Source organism: Gilliamella sp. B2717, assembly GCF_026536675.1.
GTDB lineage: Bacteria > Pseudomonadota > Gammaproteobacteria > Enterobacterales > Orbaceae > Gilliamella > Gilliamella apicola_I.
The window spans coordinates 50,312-65,127 of record NZ_JAFNNQ010000094.1 but is presented as its reverse complement, the minus strand read 5'-3'; the positions used below and the strand labels follow the sequence as shown (position 1 = coordinate 65,127).

11 protein-coding genes and 5 tRNA genes are annotated in these 14,816 nt (G+C 34.4%); 11 read left to right on the top strand and 5 right to left on the bottom strand.

Features of this window, described 5'->3' with window-relative positions; translation table 11 throughout:
- The first annotated feature begins 14 nt into the window (after positions 1-14).
- Genes J3U35_RS10010 through J3U35_RS10000 form a run of 3 tightly spaced genes read left to right on the top strand, consistent with a single transcriptional unit; the run spans position 15 to position 2,159 of the window.
- A complete protein-coding gene (locus J3U35_RS10010; protein WP_267350604.1) occupies positions 15-281 on the top strand; it encodes an acyl carrier protein in 267 nt (88 codons plus the stop codon).
- A 4-nt stretch (positions 282-285) separates the two neighbouring features.
- Positions 286-1,437, top strand: a complete 1,152-nt coding sequence (locus J3U35_RS10005; RefSeq protein WP_267361100.1) for a beta-ketoacyl synthase N-terminal-like domain-containing protein — start codon at positions 286-288, stop codon at positions 1,435-1,437.
- Entirely contained in the window at positions 1,437-2,159 is a 723-nt protein-coding gene (locus J3U35_RS10000; protein ID WP_267361098.1) for a hypothetical protein, read from the top strand. Before J3U35_RS10005 ends, J3U35_RS10000 begins: the two co-directional genes overlap by 1 nt.
- Positions 2,160-2,252: 93 nt before the next feature.
- Here J3U35_RS10000 and J3U35_RS09995 read toward each other — a convergent pair whose 3' ends face one another.
- Both J3U35_RS09995 and J3U35_RS09990 read right to left on the bottom strand, forming a co-directional pair.
- A complete protein-coding gene (locus J3U35_RS09995) occupies positions 2,253-3,257 on the bottom strand; it encodes a substrate-binding domain-containing protein (protein ID WP_267350598.1) in 1,005 nt (334 codons plus the stop codon).
- Positions 3,258-3,685: 428 nt separating this feature from the next.
- The gene (locus J3U35_RS09990; RefSeq protein ID WP_267361096.1) at positions 3,686-5,803 is read right to left on the bottom strand and encodes an alpha-galactosidase; all 2,118 of its coding nucleotides are present in this window, start codon (positions 5,801-5,803) and stop codon (positions 3,686-3,688) included.
- 235 nt (positions 5,804-6,038) lie between these two features.
- On the opposite strand from J3U35_RS09990, the gene J3U35_RS09985 reads away from it, so the two are divergent.
- The 7 genes from J3U35_RS09985 to J3U35_RS09955 all read left to right on the top strand — a co-directional run bounded on the left by J3U35_RS09985 (position 6,039) and on the right by J3U35_RS09955 (position 8,429).
- Positions 6,039-6,653, top strand: coding sequence for a TIGR04211 family SH3 domain-containing protein (locus tag J3U35_RS09985; RefSeq protein WP_267350594.1), 615 nt, complete (start codon positions 6,039-6,041; stop codon positions 6,651-6,653).
- The gene (locus J3U35_RS09980) at positions 6,654-7,772 is read left to right on the top strand and encodes a multifunctional CCA tRNA nucleotidyl transferase/2'3'-cyclic phosphodiesterase/2'nucleotidase/phosphatase (protein WP_267361094.1); all 1,119 of its coding nucleotides are present in this window, start codon (positions 6,654-6,656) and stop codon (positions 7,770-7,772) included.
- Positions 7,773-7,868: 96 nt separating this feature from the next.
- Positions 7,869-7,945, top strand: a tRNA-Met gene (locus tag J3U35_RS09975).
- Positions 7,946-7,982: 37 nt separating this feature from the next.
- A tRNA-Leu gene (locus J3U35_RS09970) sits at positions 7,983-8,067 on the top strand.
- Between the two features lie 25 nt (positions 8,068-8,092).
- Positions 8,093-8,167 (top strand) — tRNA-Gln (locus J3U35_RS09965).
- Between the two features lie 75 nt (positions 8,168-8,242).
- Positions 8,243-8,328: transfer RNA gene (locus J3U35_RS09960), tRNA-Leu, on the top strand.
- A gap of 26 nt (positions 8,329-8,354) precedes the next feature.
- Positions 8,355-8,429 (top strand) — tRNA-Gln (locus J3U35_RS09955).
- 212 nt (positions 8,430-8,641) lie between these two features.
- Here the strand turns inward: J3U35_RS09955 and J3U35_RS09950 are convergent.
- The 3 genes from J3U35_RS09950 to J3U35_RS09940 form a co-directional block, all read right to left on the bottom strand.
- Positions 8,642-10,135, bottom strand: a complete 1,494-nt coding sequence (locus J3U35_RS09950; RefSeq protein ID WP_267361092.1) for a hypothetical protein — start codon at positions 10,133-10,135, stop codon at positions 8,642-8,644.
- A gap of 233 nt (positions 10,136-10,368) precedes the next feature.
- Positions 10,369-11,169, bottom strand: coding sequence for a YdgH/BhsA/McbA-like domain containing protein (locus J3U35_RS09945; RefSeq protein ID WP_267350588.1), 801 nt, complete (start codon positions 11,167-11,169; stop codon positions 10,369-10,371).
- Between the two features lie 337 nt (positions 11,170-11,506).
- Entirely contained in the window at positions 11,507-12,118 is a 612-nt protein-coding gene (locus J3U35_RS09940; RefSeq protein ID WP_267350586.1) for an NUDIX hydrolase, read from the bottom strand.
- Positions 12,119-12,229: 111 nt separating this feature from the next.
- On the opposite strand from J3U35_RS09940, the gene J3U35_RS09935 reads away from it, so the two are divergent.
- Positions 12,230-14,701: a class I adenylate cyclase gene (locus J3U35_RS09935; RefSeq protein ID WP_267361090.1), complete on the top strand. Its 2,472-nt coding sequence runs from the start codon at positions 12,230-12,232 to the stop codon at positions 14,699-14,701.
- The last annotated feature ends 115 nt before the right edge of the window (positions 14,702-14,816 follow it).

Here is a 14,816-nt window from a genome sequence, read left to right as displayed (position 1 = left end):
ACAAGAGGTTAAATTTGGATAATTTAATTTTTAAATTAAAACAGTTAATTATTACCGAATCTGAAAAAGAAGATATCTTAACTGCCGAGGAGTTAACAGATAATGAGCCGCTGTTTGGGCCTACCAGTCGATTAAATTTAGATTCTTTAGATGCATTACAAATTTGCGTAGCGTTAAAAGAGCAATTTGGCGTTCGTTTACAAGGTGACCGAGAAGTAAGAATACATATGGTCACGGTTTCGAAACTCAATAAATATGTACTTGAGCAAATAAAAAAATAATATTATGGACAATGTTTACATTAATGGTTTTTCTGCGGTGTGCGCACAAGGTGATAACTGCCATGAGATTATTAGCAATATTCTTTTTCATCCAAGAAAACCTAAATTGATTCCTTTAAATACAGCAAGTGAATCACTATCTGTTAATTATTTTCCAGCCTTTGATAAAAAACGGCTAAGTTTAACTGAGATTGTTGATCGTATAGTATTTCAAATTCTGCAAACTTTACAGGCGTGTCAGTGGCAAGAATCAGAATTGGAACAAATCCCAATTTTTTTAGCTTCCACTTCTTTTGCAATGTCTTCGCATGAAATTACTTTTTTTAATAAGGAATTATCAGAATTAACAGAAGCATGTTATCACCAACCTTTTTCTTTAAATGAAATAGCAGAACAACTTAAATTAAAATGGAAAAATCTTAATGTGATCAATGTTGCGACGTCTTGTACTTCAAGTTCTAATGCATTACTTTATGCAAAAAATTACATTTCCCAAGGCATAATTGAACGGGCAATCATTGTGGGATTTGAATCATTCAATTCTATCACTTTAGAAGGATTTAATGCTTTAGGATTACTAACAAATAATTATCAACCACCATTTTTAAGTGTTAGCCAAGGACTTATTTTAGGGGAGGGGATTGGTTGTATTGCATTAAGCAATCAACCACGATTAGCAAACAATAATCAATTTATCTTAAAAGGCGGTAAAACGATATGTGATACCTCTAATATTACCACAACGGATCCTAAAAATGTTAGCACACTTATTAAAGACACGTTAACGCAATTCGATGTGACTGAAACCGATATTGTTGCTATTAAAACTCATGCGACAGGTAGTCCAATGAATGATAAAGTTGAACTTGATAGCTTAACAAATGCTTTTACAGAGCGAAAACCGTTAATATTTTTTAAACCTTATCTTGGTCATACATTAGGGGCATCTGGTGTACTTGAGATGATAATATTATTGTTGATATTCGAATCAAAACAGACGCCTAGTTATCCAAATTATCACATGGCGCAATCTGAACCTATTTATACAAATGGTTTTACAGACATTTCAAAACCTTATCCTCAAGGTTATTATTTATTAAATTGTATTGGATTTGGCGGTAATAACGCTGTGTTATTGTTGGAGATAACAGAATAATGCAAAGTGTTTTTTTACTCAGTACATCACAGTTTATCGCAGAGAGCCATAGTGAAGAAAGTAAGTTAAAAAATTTGCTTAAACAGCAATTTAATATTAATAGTCGACGTACAAGTCGTTTAGCGTTGTTATCATTGTTAGGTGCGCTTTCCATAGAAAAGATTAATGCTCATTGTGGCGTATATGTGACCTCGATTTTTAGTTCACCCAGTAATATGTATGAACTGGAAATGGATATTTTTCAACGTAAAACACCACGACCATTTAATTTTATTAATAGCATAAATAATGCGATTTCTTTTTATGTTGCTGATGCATTGAAAGTGAATGGACCCAATCTTTTTATTTCGACAGATATTTGTAATTGGTCACAGATTTTACTCCCAGCCATAACGGATTTACAACAAGGTGTGGTTGATCAGGCATTGGTGGGGTGGTGTTATGAATCACGTCGTTATGATGAATATTCTAAAGAAGGCAGTTTTTGGTTATTGTTGACTCGGCATCCTGATACTTCAGCTTTAGCCAGTTTAACCATTGCCGACAAACCTTGTCAGGGTGATGTCAGCAATCAACCAATAATGACCCATGCGAATTATTTTTATGATTATGTTTTAAAAACGTTTGATTTAAATAGCCAACTAAATTGCGATGTAATTTCGGTTGATCTGATATTGAATAAATTATTATTAATAAAAAAATTACCTTTACATAAACATTGATTGTTCAATACGATTATTTAATCGTGGCTTAACATTTTTCTTTATTGTTAAGCCGCTAATATTGAAACGCTTTATTGAATGTTTATTTTTAACTTAGCCTATAGAATTGACAGAATAACGTTTAGTTAATGTTGGGGTAAAAATATTAATTAAGTTATTTGAGGGAGCCTCTCCTTTCGCGAGGGATAAGGCAAGCTCAGCTGCTTGTTCTGCCATTGCTTGTAAAGGATACCGAACCGTTGTCAGTTTAGGATGTAAATAATTAGCCATTAATAAATCATCAAACCCAATAACAGAAATATCAGCTGGGATTTTTAAATCATTATCATACAGGACTGACATGGCACCCGCAGCCATAGAATCATTATAACAGGCTATAGCGGTGATGTTTCGATTCCTTTCTAATAAGGATTTCATGGCTTCTTCTCCACCTATTTCATCAGGCGAAGAGTAGGTAATTAGATTCTGTTCTATCTCGATATTAAATTCACTCAACGCATCTTTATAACCATTTAGTCGATCTGAAGCGTCTGAAATTTCGTGATTCGAACATAAATAACCTATTTTCCTATGTCCATTTTGAATTAAATGTTTGACCGCGATATACGAGCCATAACGGTCATCAAGTGCAATACAACGTGCTTCAAACCCTTTCACTATACGATTGATGATAACCATGCCTGGCACTTGTTGCATCAATTTTATGAGTGTTTCATCGGAAAGTATTTTGGCATGAACAACTAATGATTTACAGCGGTGCTCAATAAGCTGAGTAATGGCATTGTATTCTTGTTTTTCTTTATGGTATCCATTGCCAATTAGCAAAAAATGACCAGTTCGATAAGCAACTTTTTCAACCGTGCTAACCATCGCCCCAAAAAAAGGGTCGGACACATCGGCGACCACAATGCCAATTGTATTAGAGTGTTGTTGAGATAATGCGCGAGCGTTAGCATCTGGATAATAGTTTAATGTCTCCATGGCTTTTTTTACGACTTCACGTGTATTTTTACTTACATTATTTGCATTATTTATAACTCGGGATACTGTTGCAACTGAAACTTCAGCTAAATATGCAACATCTTTTATTGTCGCCATAAAAAAACCTTTTATTAAATTACTATCGCTAAAATAATTACTCAAACTAAATTTATTTCATGTAAATTTTTATAATTTAAGATTGCCAATATAGAGCTATGTAGACTACCAACGAAATAAAAATGAAAAGTATTTGTAAAGCGGGAAGTAATCTGTACTAAAATATCTTTTACTTTACTTACATCTTAAAACTTCTTTTAGTTGATCCAGTTTGTTTCTCTTAATAATTGACTATAACTATTTATTATTCCTAACTAATTATAATAAAGGAAAAAAAACTATTTGCCAATAATTCGATTAAATTCTGATCATACAAACTTAATTTAATACAAAGGGAAAATTGCATTATGGTCTTTTTCCCCCTTGTTATTTTCAAAAAAATATTAATTTTTTGTAAATTTATTGTGTGCTTTGTAAGTCAAAAGTTTTTATTGAGCTACCACTCTAATTAACATTGCTGTTGCAGGATCTAAAACGGGTAAAGGTAGTCCAATTTGCATTAACCAGTCGCCTGATAATGTCGTTTTGTTGACCATCCAATAAGGTAGAGCTTTCATTACATGTCCATTTATTTTCGGATCAATATTATCAGGTAGATCAAGTATTTCAATCAAATATTGTTTTTCGGGCAGTAGACCTGTCAAGCGTAAGTTACCACTTAAAGCATAAGTTGGTAAGGTTAATTGGGCAATGATAAACGCAGCATCTTTTTTATCTTGGCTTACTACTCCATAACTTTGCATTGCATTGCTGTCATCAACATCCAATCGATAATTGTTACCACTATGCAATAAATTTCGTAATTGTTTATGTAGTCCAATATAATGTGCAAATGCATGCTGTTCAACTTCTGATTCTTTTACGGGATCAAGTTCAACGCCCATATGACCAAATAAAGCAGTTAATCCCCTAAGATTCATGTTCAGTTCACGATAAGTTGTATGACACAAAGCGCCACCAATATGTGCGCCCATGACTTCTGGCGGGAAGAAATAACTCATTCCGCGTTGAATGATTTGTCTGTCTAATGCATCGTTAGAATCTGAAGTCCAGAATCGTTGTGTTCGTTTTAATATTTCATAATCTATCCGTCCACCCCCTGATGAACATGATTCGATTTCTACGTTCGGAAATTTTTCTCGTAAAATATCGAGTAAACGATACAATGCTTTTGTTTGTCCAACAATAGCTGGATTGCCATTGTGACCCGCTTGAACAATTTCTCGATTCATATCCCATTTAATATAATCAATATTATAACTACCCAGTAACCATATTAATCTTTCAAGTAAATAATCAAAAACAGCAGGATTTTGCAAATCTAATAAATATTGATGACGTCCTTCAGGTTGTTGATAACCCGATAACTCAAGTAGCCAATCAGGGTGTGCTCGATATAAATCCGAGTTTTTGTTGATCATTTCAGGCTCAACCCAAATACCAAATTCCATGCCCAAATTTTTCACGTGCTCGATAACCGGTTCAAGTCCATTGGGGTATTTTCGTTCATCAAGGTACCAATCACCTAAACCTTGGTAATCGTCATCACGCTTGCCAAACCAACCGTCGTCGATAATAAAGCGCTCAACGCCCATTTGTGCCGCTTTACTTGCCATTTTCATAATGTAATCTGGATTATGGTCAAAAAAGATACCTTCCCAAGTATTAAGATGAACAGGACGTGCTTTATTTTGTGGAAAGGTAATAATATTGTTACGCAGAAATTGATGAAAGTGGTGACTCATTTTATTTAAACCTTCATCACTGTAAGTGGCATATAGCCATGGTGTTGTAAGGGTTTCACCTTGGGCAAGCGATATTTCGCCTGCGCTATATAATGCTTCGGCTTGAATAAAGCGTTTACCATTACTTTTAACCGCAACTTGGATACGATGATTACCACTCCAACCTAAATGAATTCCCCATACTTCGCCTGTTTGTTCTTTAAAACCTGTGGTACCAACAATCATACCAGGGAAATATTCATGTGAAGTTCTTCCTCGGCGATTTTCTTGTAAATAGCTACAATGTTCAATTTTTGTTCTGTGAGGAAAAAATTCTTTAATCCAGCGTCCACTAAAAGCCATTAATTCTTGTGCACGTTCAGGAATAGGAAGCGTTATTGATAATCGATTGACTGAATAAGGTTCTTCACCTAAGTTGGTCAGGCTATTTTGACATTGCAATACCCCACAATCATCCAAAATAAACTGACTGGTTAAACGTAATTTTGCAATACTGTCTTCACTGATAATTGTTATTTGATTGTCTGATTTTTTTACATCTTTGGTAACAAATACGGGAGACCAATCTTTTCCATTCCTGTGTCCTTCTAATCCTGGCGTACTAAAATTACCTAATCCTTCTTCTGGACAGAGAGTAAAAGGGACGTGAACATCAATGCGTGAATTTGGCACTGCCGGAATAAATAAATCATAATTTTCAATGTGATCATCATGTAATCGTTTACCAAAATAACATAATTCTGCATAGGGTTTTGTTCGAATAAGAATATCTAAATTTTTATTGCTAAGACGGCAGTTCATAATATCTCCCATTGTTAATTGCTTTGCTAAATATAAATTAGCGATTATTCTCTTTTATTTAAATAATAAATTTTTTAATCTGTGATTAAGATCGCATAAAAAATGTAATCGTTTTCAATTGATGAGGCGAATTCAGTATTGGATAATTAAGAAACATAAAATGTAAAATGATTATGCGAAATATCCAATTTTTATGTTATTATGTAATTATTTATGGATGATTAGTTGAAATTTTATGAAGAAACAAAATATTTTTACCTTAATTTCTCTTATTGCAGTTGCTTTTAGTGCAAATGCTGTTGATAAATATGTTATTGATGAGGTTGATGTTTACTTACGTCGTGGTCCTAGCCAACAACATGCTTTCACAAATACGATCAAAAGTGGTTCAAAAGTCAATGCGCTTGAAAGAAGTGCGGATGGTAAATACACTAAGCTGCTGCTGAAAAGTGGCAATGTGGCATGGATCGAAACCAATAAATTAAGCGATACACCAAGCCTTAAAGAGCGTATTCCTTATTTGGAAGCTAAAATAGCCGAATACAAAGATAAAGTTGATAATGCGGATAAATATCAACAGAAATTAGTGACCGACTATGTGCAACAATTACGAACCTCAGAAGAATTAGTTCAGAACTTGAAAAATAAAAATATCGAATTGGAGAAACAAGTAAAAGAACAAGCAGCAATGTTAGACTCAATGTTAAATCAAGTAGATGATAAGCGACGTGACTTAATTGTGACTTGGTTTACTTATGGTGGTCTTGTTGCAGGTGGTGGACTTATCTTAGGTCTTATTTTACCTATTATTATGCCTCGCCGAAGTAAAAAAGACCGTTGGATGCGTTAGATGAGTGAAGTCTATCTTGTTGGTGGAGCAGTTCGGGATAGATTATTAGGTCTGCCAGTTTTCGATCGAGATTGGGTTGTCGTTGGCGCAACCCCCGAAGAACTTATTTCGTTAGGTTTTGAGCAAGTCGGTCGAGACTTTCCGGTATTTTTACATCCAAAAACGAAAGAAGAATATGCTTTAGCGCGTACTGAACGTAAATCAGGAAAAGGGTATTGTGGCTTTATTTGTGATTTCAGTAAAGAAATTACCTTAGAACAAGATTTAATTCGTCGGGATCTCACCATCAATGCTATTGCCATGGATGAGCAGGGGAATATTGTCGATCCTTACCATGGCGTAGATGATATTAATCAAAGATTGTTGCGTCATGTTTCAAGTGCTTTTCGCGAAGATCCCTTACGTGTTTTACGCGTAGCCCGTTTTGCTGGTCGGTATCATCATTTAGGATTTACAATCGCTCAAGAAACAATGGATCTTATGAAAGAGATGATATCCATAGGCGAAATAAGCTATCTCACTCCTGAAAGAGTGTGGAAAGAAACGGAAAAAGCATTAGCCAGCGAAAATCCACAAATTTATTTCCAAGTCCTTGAGCAATGCGGAGCACTTCAAATTTTATTTCCTGAATTAGTGTTAACGACCAATATAATCTATGCTTTAAAAAAATCAGTAAATCTTACCCATGAGTTAACTGTGCGTTTTGGCGTTTTATGTGGTGATTTAATCAGTAAAGATTCCGTTGAACGTTTATGTAAACAGATAAAAGCACCAACTTCATTTTCTAAAATTGCCAAAATAGTTCAACAATACAGAAAGGTTGTTAGTCATATAACAGTGCAAAGCGCTTCACAAATTTTAGAATTATTAAATGGTATTGATGTTTGGCGTCATCCTCATCATTTAAAGCAATTGATTATTGCCAGTGAAGCTTTCAATGAAAGCGCAACTTATCCGCAAGCTCAATATCTTGAACATGCTTATAATTTAGCCTATAGTGTGAATGTGCAAGAAATTATTGCTCAAGGGTTTACTGGACAATCCATTAATCTTGAGTTGCAAAAAAGGCGAATTGAAGTGATATTAAACTGGATTCGCTTGCAACTTAATCAATCATAACTTTTTTTTAAAATATCTAAAAAAAAGGGTTGACGATTTGCCTCAACACAAGCATAATGCGCCTCGCAGTGTTGGTTATGACGTTGCGAATGAAATGGCTACGTAGCTCAGCTGGTTAGAGCACATCACTCATAATGATGGGGTCACAGGTTCGAATCCCGTCGTAGCCACCATTAAGATTAAGTTATACTTTTACCGGAAGTATATCATGCGGGTGTGGCGAAATTGGTAGACGCACCAGATTTAGGTTCTGGCGCCGCGAGGCGTGGGGGTTCAAGTCCCTTCACCCGCACCATTTTAATCTTAATGTTATCCTTTATTGGGGTATAGCCAAGCGGTAAGGCAGCGGGTTTTGATCCCGCCACGCCCAGGTTCGAATCCTGGTACCCCAGCCATTCCAATCTGCATATTTTGATATCTATTAGTTAATCTGTTTTATCTCTGTTTGTTACTTTCTTGAGTATTCCAATACGGGTATGGCGGAATTGGTAGACGCGCTAGATTCAGGTTCTAGTTCCGAAAAGGTGTGCGAGTTCAAATCTCACTACCCGTACCACTAGATATCTTTTTCCTGAATAATATTGGGGTATAGCCAAGCGGTAAGGCAGCGGGTTTTGATCCCGCCATGCCCAGGTTCGAATCCTGGTACCCCAGCCATTTATTCTTCTTTTCTTATTACAAAGAATCAATCGCTTCTATTTTCCAATAAGATCTAAATTTAAATTTCAATAAATTTTGTTCAAATTGGCATCGCTTCAGTAAACTTCAATATTTTATATTTTAAAAAAATTAATTTATCACTATTATTTTTTAAATCATCAGTTCAAATAAGCGTATGATTACAGCAAAATCCTCGAACAGACGCGTTATCATTTAAGCACACAAACAAAATTGATCGGTTCATCTTTCGCTAACCATTCAATCGCACCAATAGATGGCCCCACTGCATATTGATGATTAGTATCTCTTTCTTCCGATGTCCAATATAAAATATTTTTAGGAAAGTTATTACCCGGATAAGCATGGTAATACTGGTTTTGTTCATTGGTGATATCGCCCCATTCAGCAAAAAGACTCTTTCCAACTTTTCGATAATAATGGTTACTCTTGATTGCCAAACAATTGTTAGAATTGTTATCTGATTTACATGCTCCAGAAGTGATGATTGTTTGATCACTATTGGTAAAGTCTTCAATCGTTGGAACAACATAATTGCCTTGGCAAGCTTGTGCACTTTGGTCATAAGTGGTTGCATTTAAATCAGACGTAGCAAACCATTTATTAATTGTAAAAGTGTATATTTCGCTCCCATTGGACTTGATTGAAAAAGTAGGCTTGTCGGTCGCTTTTCCGGATAAATGAAATTGCAGAGAAGTATTAACTAAGTAGTCATCAATATCATTGTTTTTAAGAAGATTAGTTGTCAGATTTACACCATTTGAATTTGTCGATGTTGAAATGGTGGATAAATCAAATGGAACACCTGCAAAAGACATGGTGAATTGAGCATGGTCAAACCCAGTTGTTGGAAAACCTTTTGAACGCACCTTATTAACCAGACCAGAGTCATACGTGTATTCATTATTTTCACCCCAAGTTAGTTTAGCCCAGTCTCCTGTATAATCCCGACCTTCAAAAACAAATGAGTAAGCAATAGAAGGTTTGGCTGCACATACGGTGGGTCTAATTGCATTATAAATAAAAAAGTCCCGTTTAGGCGATGCATAAACTCTGAAGTTTGGTTCTCCAAATTCGGTCACTAAAACAACAGGGCCTGATATTCGAATATAGGGATTCCAACCTAATCGAGCCAATTCACAAAAAGTTCTATTTCTATCTGATTCCAGCAACAAAAAAGATTGATTGATAGAGCGATAAAACCAATCGATTTTTAATCCTGCATCAGGAGGATTTATTTTAATTGGAATATCACCTTCATCATCAGCAACATTATTCCTATCATCGGCAACTAACAAAGGGTTAAACGGAAGTATAGTCCCCTCTAATCCATAACTGGATTTTAATAGCGCTAACAGTTGATTGGGTGTGGTTGTGTTTGGATCGACGGCGGAAAATCCAGATTGTTTTATCGCCATGTTTAGATCATTCATTCCCGAATATGTTGCACCTTTGAATTTAACACCAAAATAAATAAAATTTGCTTTATCGTAATCACGAGCACCTTCAACCCCTACTTTGTCAGCTTGAGTAAAATAAGGCGCAGTGCCTTGAATAACTTGCGCTGTTTTAGCACTGAGTGCATCAGTTGTTGAACTAACAAAAATGATGACAAAAGAACTGTGTTTTAATATTTTTTTCGTAACATTGATATATCGTTTAATCCTAACATTTTTTAATAACATACGTTTCCCAACCGTTTTAATGCAGTGATTGAAAATGAGAAAAATCAGGTGTTTCTTAAAATTATGTTTTGTAATGAATTTAGATATATGTTTTTAACAAATAAATTATTAAACAGATAAAGGTTGGCTATTTAAACAGCATTATTCACTATTTAAGTATTGTAAGATTTTATGTTTTCCACGGGTTAAAGTGATTGAGTTCTCTAACACGTGGAAAATGCAATTAAGATATTTTATTTATATAAATTAACATAAACTGTTTGTGCTGTATTGGCTGGGTTGGTTGATACCTCTTTCACGTAATAAAATTGAGCGCCATTTGCAATTGCATGTTTCTGTGCAGCAGCACTTATTTCAGTAGTGTTGTTAAAGACGCCATGGAAAACAATTGTGGTATAAGGTTTCATCGTTTTAAATGCATCACTACTGATTTCATAAGCATCTTCACCTTCAATTGCTTTGGTAACGATATAATCTCTTACTGGCGCATCTTTTTTATATAAAGCCACTTCAACATCTTGAGATTGATTTTTTAGATTAGAAGGCTCGATAGAGCTGATATAAAATGCATAAGCATCTTTATCTGCTGCGATTTTACTTGCTTCAGTGGTGATTTCAGATGTGTTGTTAAAACTTCCTTTAAATTTGACAACTTCAAATGGCAAATAATAAAGTGCTTTGTTACGTTCATAAGCAACTATACCATTATAAGTTGTTTCTTCTTTATTTAATGCAATCGGTGCATTAGATTGATAAATATCAGCATAGACAATAGCAGAATCAGCTGAGCTTGATGTTTCTGCCGCTTCAAGTGCTTTAATATGATAATACTTAGCTCCAGCTTCATCGGCTGCTTTTGAAATATCATCTTCCGCATTTTGCGCTTGCAAATAATTACCTGTTACCGAAATCTCTTTCATTGGAATTAAATTACTACTTTCTTCATCGGTTAAAGGTAAGGCAGCATAAACACTAACGAACGGTAACGATAATACTACAGCTAATGCGATCGATGATTTATTGAAACGTTTCATGATAATACCCTTATTTTTTAAATGATTGAAATTAATAATCAATGTTTAACAATTATTCAATGGGTAGAGATGAAATCTTTAATAGAGAGTGTAGAAATCTTAAGTAGCTCTCAGATGTTGTCTTTTTTTAACTTTCAAAAGTGTTCAGACGTAAAGTTGTTAACGAGAGATAAATTAAACAACGCTATCTATTTAAAATATTTACTGAGTGATTCTCAAGGATTTTTTGTTACATGGACATATTGTTTAGCATTAATTGCTAAAATTACTACAAATTGCTACAAAAAAAGCTTTAATTAAATGAATAATTAAATTGGTTTCGAGTTATCCATTTTAACTAACGACTAATTGTATTGATAAAATTAGATAAAATTTGGGCAGTTAATCCCCAAATAATACGATTATTATATGAATAATACAAGATATTATGCTCCGATCTTTTTTGCCAGTCAGAGCGGATATTTGGTAATAGATGAAAAGGAAAGTTATCTGATGGTTTATGCCCGATTAGCATTACAGCTTGTTGCGGGGGATTTTCAATAAACCAATCAATCGGTACGGTAAATATTTGTTCGACCTCATCCCGATTAAGCTGTAAATTATCAAGGGAATCTATTTTTGCAACAAACGGATAAATGACTAGCCCCAATGTGGCGATAAATTTAGGCATTTTTCCTAAAATAGTCATTTGACTCATTGGGATACCTAATTCTTCAAATGTTTCTCTTTTTGCGGTATATTCTGGATCTAAGTCAGTCAATTCTACCCGACCGCCAGGAAAACAGATATCGCCTGGTTGCCATTTAAGTTTGTTCGATCTGACCTGAAATAACAATTGAGGTTGTTTGCCATCGTTAATAATGGGTAAAAGTACTGCAGCTTTGTTATCAATCGAGCTCGCGTTACTATTTGTTTTAAATTGATTCGTAATTTTTTCTATTGTTATCATAATAGTTCACTTAACAAATTTTTATATTTTTTATTCTATTTACCTTCTACTCATAAAATGTTAGATTGAGGCAGTCCGTTAGTAGTACACGTGTTTCATCCAGATAAAGTTATGCTATATTATATTAATAACATAAAAAAAGAACTTAAAGATCTTGTCCATCTAAAACATGAACGTGCTTTGACTGGGATGTCAATTGAGTTTCAACGTGTATTTTCTTTGCTACCCGCCATTTTTCATTTTCATCACCCTAAATTGCCCGGCTATCTTGCTGAAGATACTCCATCAGGAATCGCTTATTACCAGACAACCGATGAGATTTGTTCGCAACTCAAGAACTGTTTTGAATTTGAGGCTATTCCAAATGTGAACAATCCCGAAATATCGGCACTCTACTCCATGGGTAGTACATGTTCCATTGGACAATCAGTCGAATCCGATTTAGATATTTGGCTTTGTATTGAAAATAATTTATCCGAAAAAAGAAAGCAAGCCTTAATTGAAAAATGTCGTTTAGTCGAAAATTGGGCTAAAGAACAAAATGTAAAATTAACCTTATTTGTCGTTGATGTGGATCGCTTCATCAATAAACATCATGAATGTTTAATGGGGGAAAATTGCGGTTCTGCGCAACACATTTTATTACTTGAGGAATTTTATCGAACAGCCACACTATTAGCAGGAAAATATCTGTTATGGTTTGTGGTGCCCTATAACTTCACCGTGAATAACGTTAGCTATTCGACTTATGAACAGTGTGTGAATGCTTTGGTTGATTCAAAGCTAATTAAGCGGGAAGAGTGGATCGATTTTGGACCTTTAACAGGTCTTTCTGCTGAAGAGTATTTTGGAGCCAGTTTATGGCAACTCTACAAAAGTATCGATTCTCCTTTTAAAGCGGTGCTCAAAACGTTGCTACTAGAAGCTTATTCTTGGATATATCCGCAAAATAGCCCCATAGCTTATGAAATGCGAGAATGTATCCAAAAATCGCTAACTCAAAAGGGAATAAATTTAGATTCTTACTATATGCTTTTAGATAGGATCACTCAATATTTAATCGAGATTAAAGATTTTGAAAGGCTGGATCTGATCAGAATCTGTTTTTATCTAAAAGTAAACGAAAAACTTTCTCAAACAAAAAAAGCTGTTTCATGGCGTCGGGACGTTTTGAATGATCTGGTAAAAGAGTGGGGCTGGACGTCAGAGCGTTTAGCTAAATTGGATGCGAGTCATACTTGGAAGATAGAGCAAGTTCGAGAAATGCATGAAATATTACTGCAAACCATGATGACAGGATACCGAAATTTACTTAATTTTGGGCGCCGTAATAATTTGGATTCTCTCATTAGTCCACAAGATATGGCAATTTTAACTCGCAAGCTTTATGCTTCTTTTGAAGTATTACCCGGAAAAATAACGACGTTAAAGTTAAATATTGCTAATAATTTGCAAGAACAAGCATTAACGTTTATCCACGTAAAAGAAGATAGAATTAATCGTGCCGGTTGGTATGTGTATAATCAAAAACCGGTATTAAACTCAATTTCAGGTCATCAATATTTAGAATATAGTAAATATCTGGTTAAACTAGTCGGTTGGTGTTATTTTAATGGCTTAATCTCAGATAAAACTCAATTTTACTGTCATGACGGTGAAAAAAGAGATAACTCGAAAATCAATAAATTAATTGAAAACTTAAAAGAATATTTTCCTATAGAAATTCCAAAGGTGACGGAAGAACAGTTATATGGGCCTTGTGAAATTCGTCATTTAGCAATCATGTTAAATCTTGAAGATGATCCTAGTACTAATCTAGATTTTGAATTTGAGTTTAGCAACAATGTGTTAAATTACGGAAAAAAAGAGTTAAGTTTAGTGGGATCGGTTGATTTGCTTTATCGCAATTCATGGAATGAAATACGTGTACTACATTTTAGCGGAGCGTTGTGCGTACTGGAAGCGATTAAAACGTTATTAAATCGCATGCACAAAGATGCGGATTTACCTAATCCTATGGAAATTTTTTGCTACAGTAAATATTTAGGTAATGAAATTAAGCAACAAATGAAAACATTAATGGATGAGTGTATAGAATTACGATTAACCACGACACAAAATAATTCGACACAGGTTAAACCATTACGGATAGGTGGTTCTTCATGGTATCTCTTTTTTGAAAGGTTAGGGGTCTCTTTTCATCAGTTTGATAATGCAATCGATTTTTATGGGGCAGTATCGAACAATAAAGTACAAGGTCGCCCGTTAAATATTTTGGATCAAACAAATGAGTTACCAAAAGAAATTGACAGTGTTGCCTATGAGGGAATCATCCAATTCTTCTTTGAAGATACCGATTCAGGATTCGATCTTTACATTTTGAATGAAAATAACCAAATAGAAATTTACCGTAATTGCAACGGCACAAAGGAGAGTATGGTTAAAGATATAAATGATTTTTATGTGCTATCCGATGATCGTTTTACCTTTAAAACGAGTAGTTCAGTCAATTTTAATCTACCTCAATTCTACCAAATCACCTATAATGATGCTGGTAAGCGTGAGATCTTTTTATTAAATTAGCATTATTTAAAATATCATTACACAATAGTGTTATGAAAAATAGTTAAATAAATCAACTGGTTTTAATTTTAAAAAACTTTAATCTAATTATTAATAGATCCCAAAATAAAATTTC